We start from the raw sequence: 13,469 nt of genomic DNA, 5'->3' as shown, positions 1-13,469 counted from the left end.
AGATGTCGCAATCCCCACCGAGCCAGAAGGCCCTCACCTTCTTCAAGCGCCCTGAAAGGCGTGTCGCCTGTCACCAACGTCCCCGGACAGCACATCTAGCGCATCTCGTCCTCGCCGCGCGCCACTGGGTGACGGTCGACGCGCATGTCGGCTACCACAACCTGCGGGGATTCGGCCGGCGTTACATCGCGGTCCCCAAGGCGACCCCGGCGAATGACGTCCGCCAGGCACCCGGCAGTGGCCACGAGGTACGACAAGCTCTCCGTCCGCTACGAGGCGACTGTGCTGGTCGCAGCCGTGAACGAGTGGCTGTGACCAGCACCGTCGCAACGGCCCTCAGACGACGTCGAATTCGTTGCCCTCGGGGTCCTGCATGGCGGCGGCGTAGAGCCCCATCTCCGGCTCGTCCTTGATCCGCAGCACGGTGGCACCAGCTTTGACCAGCCGTGCCACCGTAGCCTTGACCCGCTGTATGCGGATGTCCAGTGGGACGTCACGGCCCCCACCGACCTTCAGGTCGAAGTGCCACCGGTTCTTGGCGACCTTCGGCTCCGGAACCTGCTGGAACCACACCCTCGGTCCATGTCCCGCAGGATCGATGATCGACTCCGGAATGTCCCCGGCACCGGCCGGCAACTCTGCCTCGGGCACCCCCATGGCCGCCCAGTAGGCACGCCAGGTGGCGTGCCCACCCGGCGGAGGCTCAGGCACGTAGCCCAGGGCCTCGGCCCAGAAGGTCACCATTCTCTGCGGATCGGAGCAGTCGATCGTCAGCTGCACTGTCATCTCCATGCTCAAAGCATCCCAGGCAGGTCTGACAGAAGATCCACTTTCGCAACAGGTCTAGGAGCGGGTGGCGGTCGCACAGCCCTTGCCCGTCGTGCCGTTGCTCGTGTCGATCGGCTTGCTGCGGTCGTACGGATCGACCTGGTGGGCCTCGGCGGGCTGCTCGTCGGCCGTGCCGAAGGGCGGCACGAAGTAGCCAGTCGGGGTGGAGCAGCCGCCGTTGGTCATGTCGAGCGCGTACGAGACGAGGGACATCGTGCCCGGCTCGGTGATGACCTTGGCCGGGTCGTCCCAGCTCATCACCACCTCGCGCCGCACGATCGTACGGACGACCTCGGCGTTCCGACCGCCGTCGCCCGCCGGAGTGACCGGGTACACAAAGGTGACGTCCGCCGTCACCTCGACCGCCCCCCGTTTCCCCTCCCGATACGTGAGCCGACCGCGCGTCTTCACCACGTCACCGACGAGCCGGGCCTGCTCCGGCCTGAAGCGGCTGAACAACAGCAGCGGGTTGGCCTTGGGAGCGGGCGCCGTCGACGACAGGGAGGTACGGAGATACGCCTGGACGTCCTTCTGATGCGGGTTCAGCAGTGCGATCGCCTTCGTGGGCCGCTCGCCGCGCAGCACGCGGGAGTCGAGCCCCGCGGCCACCAGGAAGTCCCGACTCTGCCGCAGCGCCCGCTCGACCTCGGCGGCGTCCATCCAGCCGGTCGCCTTGGCCGGTGGCACCGTGATCCCTGCCGCTCCGTCGGCCCAGCGGGCGGCAGGCGAACCCCGGAAGGGTTCGGCGAGGGTAGGGCGCAGATCCGGCTCGGCGCCGGGCGCTTCCCGCGGGCCTTCCGACTCGGCGGCCAACGGAGCACTTTCCTGCTCGCCGTCGTCGCCACCGACCCAGCCGACGACCTGCTGCGGGAAAAGCCCCACGATCAGGAGGGACACGGCCGCCACCAGCCCGGTCACGTACCAGCCTGTCCTGCGCCGCGGCCGGGCCGGCGAGTACGTACGCCAGCCCTCCGGCTGCCCGGAGCGCTCCCGCAGCCGCCGCTCCACCTCACGGGCGCGCGCTGAAGGCTCCACGGGTGCCCCGGCCACACCCGTCACTGATTCACGGAGGAACCGCTCCCACTCCTCGTCGGACACGGACGGCCCGTCCTGCCCCCCAACCCCGCTCACACCGCACTCCCGTTCTCGCTCGTTGCCCGATGCCCGTTGCCCGTTGCCCGATGCCCGATGCCCGATGCCCGATGCCCGATGGCTCGATCGCTCGACTGTCTGATCCGTTGGTTGTGCAATGGCCGATCGAGAGCCGATCGCATGATCGCATGAGCAGCCGCCGGCCTGCCGGGGCGGTGGGCGAAGTGTCAGGTCTCCGCGCTGTCCGCCGGCACGGGCGCGACTTTTGACGACAGAACCCAAGGGGTCGCCCGTCGTTCCGGAGCGGACCGCGGGCACGGCCCTCGCCGCGTTTCCCGACAGCAGCCCGCTGATCCGGGCCCGCAGCAGCGGAGAAGCCGCGTCCCGATGGAAGACCCGTAACGCCTCCACCCTGAGCCATGGCTGCCCGCAGGAACCGGGCCCTCGGCCCCGCGATCGCGCAGGTCTACGGCGGTGAGCACCCCCCGCGGCAGCACCGCGCCCATCGTCACCAGGCCCGGGAGAGCAAGCCGGTCAGTCGGGTCTCACGGGGGATGGGCAGGCCGGGTTCTCTTGGGTTCCCGTGTCGTGGGGTTGGGGCAGGGGCCAGGCCAGCTCCCTGCTGCCGCTGCCTGCGCTCACCCACTGATCGTCATCTCCGAAGTGCAGCCGGTAGGAGTGCGGGGAACCGGCTGCTCGCCAGCGGGCGGCGATGGTCTGGATCTCGTTCCAGATGTCCCGGGGGCCGCAGGCAGTCAGCGTCCAGCCGCCGGATCCGTCGGGGCGGGCGGTGAGCCATGATCCGCACGCCGGGGCGCCGATCACCAGGTGGTCAGCTACCCAGGTCCGTACCAGGCCCGGCCGCAGATGGTCGACGGCGAGCCAGAGGGCGCGTGGTTGGTCGGCGGGTGGGGCTTTGCGGCTGTGCTGGACGTGTCCGCCGGCACCTGAGGTGATCCGTGTTGGTCCCGGTCGAGTGTGACCACGCCCCCGTCGCCGCAGATCCAGCAGGCGATGGCCGCGGTCATAGCGGCGCCTGTGCCGATGTCGAGAACGCGGTGCCCAGGTTGAAGGTCCAACTGGTGCAGTAGGTCTGCGGTCATGCCGACCGTACTGGACATCGATGTGATGCGCCCACCGGACCGCGGGGCTGGCATGCGCCCGAGCAGGGGTTCTCCGTCGTGCTGGATCAGCACGCTCTGCCCGCTGTACAGCACAGCGAGCAGCTCCTGGCGGTCTTCGGGCGTCGACCAGTCCAGCCGATCCCAATGCGGTGGGGTCTCGTCGGGCTGACTGCGCCGAACGTAGGCCTGCGGCATGAGGACTTCGCGCGGGAGGGCCAGCAGGGCCTGGCGCACTGGCCCCGGCCTGAGGTCGCCGTTGTCTTCCAGCCGGGCGACCATCGCGGCCCGCGCCGCGGCCACCTTGCGGGCGAGAGACCCTTCGCCGCTATCAGGAACGGCGGTGGCGGACGGGAACTGATGTGGCAAGGGGACGGCCTTCGTGCTCGGTCGGGGGCCGCCTGGGGGAGTACCGGTCATGACCATCCCATCTCGGTGTAGAGGCGACCCGCCTGGATGCCGTCGATGGCGGCACGGGTGTACGGCACGAGGGGCCGAGGAAGTGCCTGCGGGTGCCACCTGCCCCATCGGGTGCACCTTTCGGGCTCGCGGATCTCCGGGTTACCCCTCCAGCGCTGGGCGCGGAAGACCAGCTGCATGCGTGGCTGTGTGCCAGGCGTATCGACGAGATGGACAGCATGCACGTAGTCGACGTCGCGTGGATCGATGACCAGACCGGCTTCTTCCTGGGCCTCGCGGACGAGGCAGGCAACGGCGGATTCCTGCTCTCAGTGGCCGGCGAGGAAGTGCCATGTGGCTCCTGCGTAGGCGGAGTCGGGGTGACGCAGCCCGAGTAGCACTTCGCCATCGGGGTTCTCCAGATAGAGGTGTACGCCGATGATGTTGAGCACGGCTTGGCCGCCCCCGGTCGGCACAGGGCTGTTGGGGCGAGGGGTGCGTCGGCTGGCAGGGGCGGTGTCGGCAGTTGTCGTGAGGAATATCCCGCACCCCCGCGCGTACCAGCGGGAGCGTAGACCTTGCGCTGGTGCTCGGACAGGGGGATTGCAGTACTGCCACTATGCGTAATTCAGTTCGATCGGCTGGTGGAACCGGATGTCGCACGTAGGGAAACAAGGCTGCCTGTGCACCCACATCATGGGTGCACAGGCAGGCTGGCTGCCCTTCGGCCACGACCTTGGGGTGCGACTGGACGCTTGAGCCGGCCACGGGCACGCCAACCCGGTCCCAGGCGTCGAGTACTGGCCGGCGTTCGATGCTGTGCCTGCCATGACGCGTTCTGGCTGCTCTGGCGGTGCGATGCGACCCGTCGGCGCTGTTCGTCGTCGCTGTACGAGTACAGGGCCGAGCGTCAGAGGCCCGGGCGAGCCGGAATGGCACATGTAACATTTCACATGTCACAGATTCCTCTGTAGCCAGCGAGAAGGCGGATGTCATGCCCAGCCCTTTCGGCGACCCGACACGGCTCTACTCGATTCTCGTCAACGATCTCGCCGAGTACTGCTTGTGGCCGGACGAGTTAGAGGTTCCGCCGGGCTGGCAGGCCGTGCGGACCGGACTCGGTTGGCAGGCGGCGATGGCAGTCGTCGACCGGGGCACAATGGCGCCTCGGCACACCGTAGCCGGTGCCCACCCGGACGGCTCCCTGGCGATCGACGTGGTCCAGGAGATCGCCCGCCGGGTCGCCGAACGGCCTGACTCCGCCGCTGTGCTGACGTGCAGTCAGGTCATGCCGGAACACGTACTGTCCTATCGCGACCTGGACGAGCGTGCGGCGTGGCTGGCTGCCCGGCTGGGCGGCGAGGGCGCGGGCCCGGAGGGGCTCGTCGCGGTGGCGCTGCCGAGCGGGCCCGGGTTGGTGGTCGCACTCCTCGCCGTGCTCAAGGCAGGGGCGGCGTACCTGCCGGTCGACCCGGGGCTGCCCCGAGAACGCATCGCCCTGATGCTGGAGGACGCGGCGCCGTGTCTGCTGCTGACGGACTCCGCCTCCTCCCGTCGCCTTGCGTCCACCGAAGTACCCACCCTGCTCCTGGACGCGCTCGCCGAGCCGAGCCACGCCGCCATGCCGTGGACGCCTCCCACCGTCGAGCCGGGCCAGGCGGCCTACGTTCTCTACACCTCGGGGTCGACCGGACGCCCCAAGGGCGTTGTCATCAGCCGCAATGCCTACGGCCACGCGCTCGCCGCGCTGACGGCTCGCCTGGGCATCTCGGCCGGGGACCGGGTGGTCGCCGCGACTACCGTCTCCTTCGACATAGCAGGCCTGGAGATCTTCGGCACCCTGTTGGCCGGCGCCACCATCGTTCTCGCCGACCCCGAACAGGCCGGCGACCCCCTGGCCTTGGCGCAGCTGATAGAGGCCGCCGGGGTCGACGTCGTTCAGGCCACTCCTTCGCTGTGGCAGGGGCTGCTGGGCGTGCACCCGGAGCGGCTGAGGGGAGTTCGGGCGTTGGTGGGCGGCGAGGCCCTGTCCAGGGATCTGGCGGACCGGCTCCTGTCGGTGGCGGCGCGGGTCACCAACCTCTACGGGCCGACCGAGACCACCATCTGGTCCCTGACCGCCGATGTCGGTCCTGGGGCCTCTGCTCCGCCGATCGGCACCCCGTTGCCGGGCACCGGCGCCCGGGTGCTCGACTCGGAGCTGCGACTGGCCCCGGTGGGAGCCGAGGGCGAGCTGTACCTCACGGGCCCCACCCTGGCCCGCGGCTACCTACACCGCCCCGGCCTGACGGCCGCCCGCTTCGTCGCAGACCCGGCAGGCTCGCCGGGGTCTCGGATGTACCGCACAGGCGACCTTGCGGCGGTGGGTCCGGACGGGCGGATCGAATACCGGGGCCGGGCAGACGACCAGATCAAAATCCGCGGTCACCGCATCGAACCCGGCGAGGTGGCCGCCGTCCTGCTGCGTGATCCGGTGGTCGGCCATGCGGCGGTCGTGGCCCACGGTCCGGACCCGGAGCGGCGCCGGCTGGTGGCTTACCTCGTCCCCGCGCCTCGGACTGGAGAGCCGGTCCGGTCCGGGCCCGGTGACGAGGACACAGCGCGCCTCAGGGAGTCGGCTGAGCGCGCGCTGCCCGCCTACATGGTCCCCGCTGCGTTCGTCTGGCTGGACCGGCTTCCGATGACCCCGAGCGGCAAGCTGGATCGCAACGCGCTGGCCGCACCCGAGTTCACCCCGCGCGCGGGACGACGTGCCCCCGAGGGCCCCGTCGAGGAGGCGCTGGCCGGGCTGTTCGCACAGGTGCTGGACAGCGGCCCGGTCGGCGCCGATGACGGCTTCTTCGACCTGGGCGGCAATTCCCTGCTCGCGGTGCGGCTGATCAGCCGTCTCGGCACCCTCTTCACCGCCGAACTCACCCTGCGGGACGTCTTCGCTGCCCCGACGGTGGCCGGGCTCGCCCAGCGCTTGGCAGGCTCGGGGCACGCGGAGACCGGCCCCTCGGCCCGCCCGGCAGTGCGCCCAGCGCAGCGTCCGGCCCGTATCCCGCTCTCTCACACCCAGCAACGGCTCTGGTTCATCGACCTGCTGGAGGGACCGAGCCCCCGTTACAACGTGCCACTGGCCGTGGAGTTCACCGGGCTTCTCGAAGCCCCTGCTCTGCGGGCCGCACTCGTCGACGTAGTGACCCGGCACGAAGCCCTGCGCACCCTGCTCCCGGATGAGGACGGTGTTCCGTACCAGCACGTGGTGCCGGCCACGGACGTCGACCTGGCGCTGCCCGAGCATCACGTCACCCAAGAGGCGCTCGACGGGCAACTGCGGCTGGCCGCACGGGAGGTCTTCGACCTCGCGACCGACCTCCCGCTGCGGGCCTCGTTGTGGCGCACCGTGGCGGCCGACGGCCCGCAGCGCTCGACGCTCCTGATCGTGTTGCACCACAGTGCGGCCGACGGCTGGTCCACCGGTCCGCTGTTGCGCGATCTGCTGACCGCGTACCGGGCCAGGCTGGCCGGATCAGCTCCCGACTGGGCGCCCCTGCCCGTCCAGTACGCGGACCACGTGCTCAGGCAACGCGAACAGCTGCAAGCCCGGACCGAGGAACGGTCCGAGTTCTGGCGCACGGCCCTGGCCGGAGCGCCGACGGACGCCGCCCTGCCCACCGACCGGCCGAGGAGGGCGGCGGAAGGACCGGGCGGATGGGTGCCGCTGGAGGTCCCGGCCGACCTGCACGCGGGACTGGCAGCGCTGGCCCGCCGACGGAACTGCACTGTCTTCATGACCGTGCACACGGCACTGGCCGCACTGCTGACCAGAGCGGGGGCGGGCACCGATATCACGATCGGCACGGTGGTCGTCGGGCGGCCCGACAGCGCGCTGGAGGACCTGGTTGGCTTCTTCGCCAACACCCTGGTGCTGCGCTCCGCCACTTGCGGCAACCCGTCGATGGCCGAGTTGTTGGCCCGGGTCCGGGAGGCGGACCTGGAGTTCCTGGCCCACCAGGAAACACCGTTCGATCAGGTCGTGGAAGCCGTGGCCCCGCCCAGGTCCCGGGCCTACCACCCGCTGTTCCAGGTCCTGCTCGCGTTCCAGGTCGAGCCCCCGCGGCTGCCCGAGGTGCCGGGCCTGACGGTGCGCCATCGTGAACTGGCGACCGACACGGCCAAGTTCGACCTGACCTTCACCATGACCGAAGACCTGGACAGCGGCACCGGTGATCCGGGCGGGATCACGGGCGGGATCGAGTACGCGGCCGACCTCTTCGAGGAGACGACGGCCCGCTGGCTGGCGGACGGCCTGCTCGCTCTGCTGCGGGCCGCGGTGGAACAGCCCGACACACCCATCGGAGCGGTGGAGCTCGCCGGCCGGCCGGCGCCCGGCCGGCCGGCGCCCGCGCACTGAACGCGCCTGCGCCTCAACGGGTGCACGGCAGTCCGCCCTCGGACCGGCCCCGAAGACCGGGGCGGGTTCAAGGGCGGACGGGACGACGGGTCAGGACGGGACCGGTTCCGCCACCGCCAGGGCGCTGTAGCGGCGGAAGCACCAGGCCTGGGCCGCGATCAGGACCAGGTTGACCGCCGCCAGCGTGCCCCACAGCGCGGTGAGGCCGCCGTCGGCCGCCATCGGTCCGGCCAGCAGGGCCAGTACGCCGTAGCAGGCCGCGAAGCAGAGCATGCTCGGCCGGGTCCTCCTCACCCCGATCAGCCCGAAGCCGAACAGGGCCTGGGCGGCGTCCGCGAGGGTGGCCGCCAGCACGAGCGGCAGAAGCTCCACCAGCCTGTCGCGCACCCCGGGGTCCGCGCTGAACACCGCCAGCACGGGCCCGCGCGCCACCGTGAGCAGCCCGCTGAGCAGCAGCACCGCCCCGGCGGCGACGGCCAACCCGGACACCGCCCCGGCCCGTACTCCTGTCAGGTCCTGCTCCTTCAGCCGCTCCGCCACCACCGGCACGACCGCCTGCCCGACCGCCACGGCCGCGGTGAACATCAGGTTCACCAGCGAAACCGCGACGCTGTGCACGGCAGCCGCCTCCGTGCTGATCCGGGCGGCCGAGAAGGCCAGCACCCCCAGGACCGCGAACTTGATCAGCACAGTGGCCGCAAGCGGAAGGCCGACCCGAGCCAGCCCGATCACCTGCGACGGCTGCGGGCGCCCCAACCTCAAGGTACGGCCCGCCAGTTGCGGAGACCGCCGCAACGCGACCTGCGCAACGAAGGCGCTGATCGTGCTGGAGGCCAGCATCGCGATACCGGCGCCCGGTAGACCGAGGGAGGGCAGCGGACCGGGTCCGCCGACCAATAGGAGCGACAGCACGACGGCCGCCCCCGTGCCGGCCAGCCCGGCGCGCATCACCAGGCGGCTCCGGCCGAGTCCGATCAGCGCGGAACCCGCCGTCGTCGACACTGCGATCAACACCGTGGACACCGCCAACAGCGCGGGGAAGGCGCCGAGTTGATCGAGCGTCGCCTCCGGTACGCCTCCGATCCGGCCGATCCACGGCACCGCCGCCACCGCGAGGCCGCCCAGACCACCGGTGGCAACGGCCAGCCACATCCCGTTACGCAGGACCGGGACCAGCTTCTCCGGCTCGTCCTGGTGCTCCGTCACGAAGGGCATCACACCGCGCTGCGCGCCGGCGATCGCCGCGGTGGCCGGGCCGTAGACGGCCGTGGTCACGGCCAGCCCCGCCAGTGCCGCCGTCGCGTGGTGGCCCAGAACCGCGGTGTCCACCAGAGCGGCCGCCGAGGCGGCGATCATCGACACGTACAGCGACAGCGCGGCTGTGGCGATCTGCCTGATCCGTGTCGTGGCCGTCGGCCGTCCGTTGGTCGTTGTCACTGAAACTGCTCCCTTGTGAGTGGCTCACCATGCTCCGGCTCGCGCGGCTGGAGCCGTCCGAACTCTCTGTCCATGCGATCGGCTACCTCTTCAACCTGGTCGAAGACGGAGAAATGGCCTGCTGTGAAGGCGTGGACGGTCAACGGCTGTCGGAACGCACCGCCCCAGCCGGTCCGGTGAGGCCGCCGGGTCGACCAGGCCGTGGAAGACCGCGCAGGGCCTCCGGTGTAGCTGCGCGCCGGCGGTGGCCCGGTAGCCGTCGACGACGGCGGGGTCGGCCCGCAGGACGCCGAGCAGGCAGACGCGCAGCTCCGCGTCCCGCAGTGCCTCATCCGGTGTGCCACCGAGCTCGCGCACGCACTCCGTGAGTCGGTCGTCGCTCCGCAGATGCCGATCCGTCGCAGCAGGGCAGGCGACCGCGGCGGGGGAGAGAGTGCACGAGATGCCCACCCAGCCGGGCGGTCGGCTGCGGCGTTCCAGTTCCCGGGCACGGACTCCGATGTCAGTGCTGGCTGACAGTATGGCGATCATGAGCCGAATCATCTCGTTCAACAGCGCCGACAAGGCAGACGTCGTGGCCTTTCTCGGGGCCGCCGGGAACCTCACATCTGACCAGGAACGCAACCTCGGTGTCATGCGCGAGCTCGCGCAGGCCAGGCAACTCGACCTCGACCACCAGGGCATCGACTGGGGCCTGTCCATCCCGGACGCGCTCGACCACCTCATAGCCGGCCACGCCGACTCAGACGCCGAGTACGCGGCCGCCGCCTACTACAGTGCACTCCAGCTCATCATCGACCGCAATGGCTCCGACCCCGACGAACTGGGCGTGTACTCGAAGCCCTCCACCTTCTTCGGGCTGCTGGACGACGAATTGCGCCGATTGGGCGTGAGCGCAGACCTCCTGCTGCACGACTACCTGTTTTCTGGCCCGCCGGAAGAGATCCCCTTCCACATCCCGTATCCCGTGGACGGCCCGCACATCGGCATGTTCCCGCTGGCCAAGGCCAAGCCCGCCGCGGACGCTTACCGCGCGGTCCTGGACAGGATGGACGACGGTTTCACCTATGACGTCCAAGCCCTCATCGAGAAGCTGGATGTCGAGCACGAATCGTGGGAGTACGGCATGAAGAACCTCGACTGGTACACACAGGACACACTCTTCTTCTCCCTCAAGGGCTGACCAGGAGAGACACGGCCACAAGCAGCGCCCCGCGGCTACTCATCGCAAAGTGCCGCGGGCGCCGGCCGGAGCTCACTCTGCCGTAACGCGCCGGTACACCGACGTCCGAGTTGGTCTTGGCCGTTCTCCATGGCCGGCAGTGCCCATTGCGGTCCAGCCAGCCACTGAACCAACGGCAGACGCGGTCCCGGGAGACGGCCACCCGGCCAGAGCTGCGTGACCTCAGACCTCAGATGGGGACTCCGACCAGCCCCATTGGCGTCGTTGGGCTTCTTCGGCCACTTCGGCCCAGCCGGACAGCAGCTCGGTGAACTCCTCGAAGTCCGCGATCCACCGACCTGGGCATGCGGCGTGGCATGCGTACGCGGGTGTGAGTAGTTGAGGTACAGAAAGTGCCGCTGAGGTTGATCTTGATCTGATCTGCCTACTGTGTGGGGGCTTCGAGCTGGCGGGACACTGCGCGGCGCGCAGCTCGCGTAGGTCCGGGATGTGGTGGTAGAGCGTGGCCGGCGAGACGCCGAGCAGCTTGGCGATCGAGGTGATCGAGCGGCCCGGGTCGGGCAGCAGGTCACGGGCGGCCCGATCTTCCGAAAACGAAGGTCTTTTGACGGTTCCCCGGATCGGCGGCGAGCGGGGGCTTTGACGGAAGGTCTCGCGCGCCGGACAGCAGATTCTGGAGGTCCGCGCGAAATCCCCTTGCTCAATGGTCAAGAGTCGTTGACCATTGCTCGTATGCCTACCGATGATCTTCCCGAGACGTTTCACGTCACCACGGACGAGCAGCTGCGCGCCGTCTCCAATCTCACGCGTCACCGGATCATGGCCGTGCTCCGCTTCGAGCCGGCGACGATTACGCAGATCGCCGAGCGGGTGGGCCTTGCGAAGGGGAGTTCCAGCTATCACGTGCGGCTGCTGGAGCGGGCCGGCCTGGTGAAGGTGGTGCGGACGCGGAAGGTGCGGGGGGTCACCGAGCGGTACTACGCGATGGCCGCACGGTCGATCGAGCTGCCGGACCCCGGGGTGGGGCAGCCCGATGTGCTGATGCGGCATGCGGTGGCGGACCTGGAGGCGTCGCCGGTGGATGGCGAGCGGCATGTACGGATGGCGCATCTGCGGCTCACCGAGGAGCAGTTCGCGCAGCTGGGGGCGCGGCTGGAGGCACTGGCGGACGAGTACCGGGAGCTGTCCGATCCGTCGCTGCCGGACGCGTCACTCGTCTTCGCACTGTTTCACCCGGCACCGTGCGAGCAGCCGAGGGGGGCGCCAAGTGACCTCAGGCGTCCGGAAGTTGCCGACCGGGTTCGGACGGCTGTGGACCGCGCAGACGGTGTCCTCGCTCGGTGACGGGGTGTCGCATGCCGCGCTGCCGCTGCTCGCGTTGACGTTGACGCGGGATCCGATGGCGCTCGCCGTCGTCACGGCCGCGGGGACGCTGCCGTGGCTGCTCTTCGGGGTGCTCGGCGGTGCGCTGGTGGACCGCTGGGACCGCCGGCGCACGATGTGGGTCATGGACGCGGCGCGTGCGGTGCTGCTCGCGATACCGGCGGCAGCGGCCGCGTTCGACGGCTTGAGCATTCCGCTGCTCGCGGCCGTCGCCTTCCTGCTCGGCCTCGGTGGGCTCTTCTTCGACACGGCCGCCACGGCCTATCTGCCGGATCTGCTCGGCCGCGACCCCGCACTCCTGGAGCGAGCCAACTCTCGTCTGCGCGGAGCCCAGACCGCCATGTCCGGCTTCGCGGGGCCGCCTGCGGGCAGTGCGCTGCTCGCGCTCGGGCGGGCGGTTCCGCTGCTCGCCGACGCGGTGTCGTTCCTGCTCTCCGCACTGCTCGTACGGTCCCTGCCCGCCCTACCCCGGCCCGTGCCGGAGATCCGCGAGTCGCTGCTTCGGCAGGCGCGGGCCGGGGCCTCGTACGTCTTCCGGGACCGGTTGCTGCTCGGGCTCGCGCTCCGCCCGGCGGTCGGGAACGTCGCCTTCCTCGCCGTGGAGACCGTCCTCGCCCTCTTCGCGCACGACCGCCTCGGCATCGACGCCTACGGCTTCGGCCTGCTCCTCACGGCGGAGGCCACCGGCGGTCTGCTCGGTGCAGGCATCGCCTCCTACCTTGGCCGACGACTCGGCACCGGCACCGCGCTGACCTGCACGGCCGCGGTCGAAGGGCTGGCCATCCTGGGCCTTGCCGCTGCCCCGAACCCGTACGTGGCCGGGCTGGCGCTCGCCGTCTGCGGGGCCGGCATGGGCGCCACGATGGTGCTCGGCCCCTCCCTCCGGCAGGCGATCGTCCCGGCCCACCTCATGGGCCGGGTCGCCTCCACCTCCCGCATGCTGGCCATGTGCGCCGCCCCCATCGGGGCCTTCCTCGGCGGCTGGCTGGCCACCACCTACGACATCCGTACCCCGCTCTACGCCGCCGCCGTCCTCCTCCTGGCGATGACGGCCGTCACGGCATCCATGACCAACAACCGCCGGGTCGAAGCGGCGCTGCGTGCCACTGCCCCGGCCGGCGGTCCGGACCACCCGGCATCCAAGGATCCCGCCCGGGAGAGTGCACCCGACTTGTTGTGACGCCTGCCGCGAAGGCGTCACAACAAGTCGGGTGCCAGGCCTCTGCGGGGCGCGAGGATTGGCCGGGTCGGCCGGGTGTGCCGGCCGTCAATCCTCGGCGTCCCCGGGGGAGTTCGGGTCCGGGAACGGGCGCAGGCCCTGGCCGGGGCGGCTGGCGTTGGAGAACACCGCCCGCTTCCACAGCGCGGGCACCAGGTCGGCGTCGACCTCGCGGGGCAGCAGCGGCCGGTCCTTGACCCGGCGGCGCGAGAGCGCGGGCAGGCGACGCACCGCCTCCAGGATGCGCGCCGCCTTCTCCAACTGCGGCAACATCGCGAGGCGCTCCCGCTCCGAGGCCCGCCGCGCGGGACTGATCAGCCGGTTCGCCATCAGCACCGCGAACAGGTCCAGCGCGTCATCGACCGCGACGACCGGCCTGGTCGTATCGGCCAGGCCGGTCGTCGTATG

At 70.6% G+C, this 13,469-nt stretch carries 12 protein-coding genes and 1 pseudogene; 6 read left to right on the top strand and 7 right to left on the bottom strand.

Going from position 1 to position 13,469, the window contains the following annotated elements:
* Nucleotides 1-2: 2 nt before the first annotated feature.
* Nucleotides 3-167: pseudogene (locus tag IG62_RS50275) on the top strand (hypothetical protein); the annotation flags it as partial.
* Between the two features lie 169 nt (nucleotides 168-336).
* Here IG62_RS50275 and IG62_RS0126005 read toward each other — a convergent pair.
* The 4 genes from IG62_RS0126005 to IG62_RS49055 all read right to left on the bottom strand — a co-directional run bounded on the left by IG62_RS0126005 (nucleotide 337) and on the right by IG62_RS49055 (nucleotide 3,709).
* A complete protein-coding gene (locus IG62_RS0126005; protein WP_030807981.1) occupies nucleotides 337-792 on the bottom strand; it encodes a VOC family protein in 456 nt (151 codons plus the stop codon).
* 51 nt (nucleotides 793-843) lie between these two features.
* Nucleotides 844-1,926, bottom strand: a complete 1,083-nt coding sequence (locus IG62_RS0126000) for a hypothetical protein (protein ID WP_030807979.1) — start codon at nucleotides 1,924-1,926, stop codon at nucleotides 844-846.
* Nucleotides 1,927-2,756: 830 nt separating this feature from the next.
* Nucleotides 2,757-3,023, bottom strand: a complete 267-nt coding sequence (locus IG62_RS49060) for a hypothetical protein (RefSeq protein ID WP_234326746.1) — start codon at nucleotides 3,021-3,023, stop codon at nucleotides 2,757-2,759.
* A gap of 434 nt (nucleotides 3,024-3,457) precedes the next feature.
* Nucleotides 3,458-3,709, bottom strand: a complete 252-nt coding sequence (locus tag IG62_RS49055; RefSeq protein WP_234326745.1) for an NUDIX hydrolase — start codon at nucleotides 3,707-3,709, stop codon at nucleotides 3,458-3,460.
* On the opposite strand from IG62_RS49055, the gene IG62_RS49050 reads away from it, so the two are divergent.
* Nucleotides 3,680-3,838: a hypothetical protein gene (locus IG62_RS49050; RefSeq protein ID WP_234326741.1), complete on the top strand. Its 159-nt coding sequence runs from the start codon at nucleotides 3,680-3,682 to the stop codon at nucleotides 3,836-3,838. The two genes, IG62_RS49055 and IG62_RS49050, sit on opposite strands and share 30 nt — an antisense overlap.
* Before the next feature lie 596 nt (nucleotides 3,839-4,434).
* Complete coding sequence (locus tag IG62_RS0125985; RefSeq protein WP_051798592.1) at nucleotides 4,435-7,839, top strand: non-ribosomal peptide synthetase; 3,405 nt, start codon at nucleotides 4,435-4,437, stop codon at nucleotides 7,837-7,839.
* Between the two features lie 90 nt (nucleotides 7,840-7,929).
* Here IG62_RS0125985 and IG62_RS0125980 read toward each other — a convergent pair whose 3' ends face one another.
* On the bottom strand, nucleotides 7,930-9,276 hold the full coding sequence (locus IG62_RS0125980) for an MATE family efflux transporter (RefSeq protein WP_234326740.1): 1,347 nt from the start codon (nucleotides 9,274-9,276) through the stop codon (nucleotides 7,930-7,932).
* Nucleotides 9,277-9,805: 529 nt separating this feature from the next.
* Between IG62_RS0125980 and IG62_RS0125970 the strand changes: the two genes are divergently transcribed.
* A complete protein-coding gene (locus IG62_RS0125970; RefSeq protein ID WP_030807970.1) occupies nucleotides 9,806-10,459 on the top strand; it encodes a DUF7691 family protein in 654 nt (217 codons plus the stop codon).
* 222 nt (nucleotides 10,460-10,681) lie between these two features.
* On the opposite strand, the gene IG62_RS49045 is transcribed toward IG62_RS0125970, so the two are convergent.
* Nucleotides 10,682-11,170, bottom strand: a complete 489-nt coding sequence (locus tag IG62_RS49045) for a hypothetical protein (protein ID WP_234326739.1) — start codon at nucleotides 11,168-11,170, stop codon at nucleotides 10,682-10,684.
* A 21-nt stretch (nucleotides 11,171-11,191) separates the two neighbouring features.
* Here IG62_RS49045 and IG62_RS0125965 point away from each other — a divergent pair, with 21 nt between their 5' ends.
* Entirely contained in the window at nucleotides 11,192-11,803 is a 612-nt protein-coding gene (locus IG62_RS0125965; protein ID WP_234326738.1) for an ArsR/SmtB family transcription factor, read from the top strand.
* Nucleotides 11,727-13,022 carry an MFS transporter gene (locus IG62_RS0125960; protein ID WP_030807964.1) on the top strand — a complete coding sequence of 432 codons (1,296 nt, stop codon included), beginning with the start codon at nucleotides 11,727-11,729 and terminating at the stop codon, nucleotides 13,020-13,022. The genes IG62_RS0125965 and IG62_RS0125960 overlap by 77 nt, the downstream gene beginning before the upstream one ends.
* 87 nt (nucleotides 13,023-13,109) lie before the next feature.
* Here IG62_RS0125960 and IG62_RS42300 read toward each other — a convergent pair whose 3' ends face one another.
* Nucleotides 13,110-13,397 (bottom strand): hypothetical protein, encoded by a 288-nt coding sequence (locus IG62_RS42300; RefSeq protein WP_030807962.1) that lies wholly within the window; start codon nucleotides 13,395-13,397, stop codon nucleotides 13,110-13,112.
* Nucleotides 13,398-13,469: the final 72 nt, after the last annotated feature.

The organism is Streptomyces sp. NRRL S-337, assembly GCF_000720175.1.
In the GTDB taxonomy this organism is placed as follows: Bacteria; Actinomycetota; Actinomycetes; order Streptomycetales; family Streptomycetaceae; genus Streptomyces; species Streptomyces siderophoricus.
This window is presented reverse-complemented; position numbering and strand designations above follow the sequence as displayed.

Excerpts from the sequence above, each read along its gene's own strand:
- IG62_RS0125985 (WP_051798592.1), top strand. The coding sequence starts at position 4,435 with ATGCCCAGCCCTTTCGGCGACCCGACACGGCTCTACTCGATTCTCGTC.
- IG62_RS0126005 (WP_030807981.1), bottom strand. The coding sequence starts at position 792 with ATGGAGATGACAGTGCAGCTGACGATCGACTGCTCCGATCCGCAGAGA.
- IG62_RS49050 (WP_234326741.1), top strand. The coding sequence starts at position 3,680 with ATGCACGTAGTCGACGTCGCGTGGATCGATGACCAGACCGGCTTCTTC.
- IG62_RS49060 (WP_234326746.1), bottom strand. The coding sequence starts at position 3,023 with ATGACCGCAGACCTACTGCACCAGTTGGACCTTCAACCTGGGCACCGC.
- IG62_RS0125965 (WP_234326738.1), top strand. The coding sequence starts at position 11,192 with ATGCCTACCGATGATCTTCCCGAGACGTTTCACGTCACCACGGACGAG.
- IG62_RS0125970 (WP_030807970.1), top strand. The coding sequence starts at position 9,806 with ATGAGCCGAATCATCTCGTTCAACAGCGCCGACAAGGCAGACGTCGTG.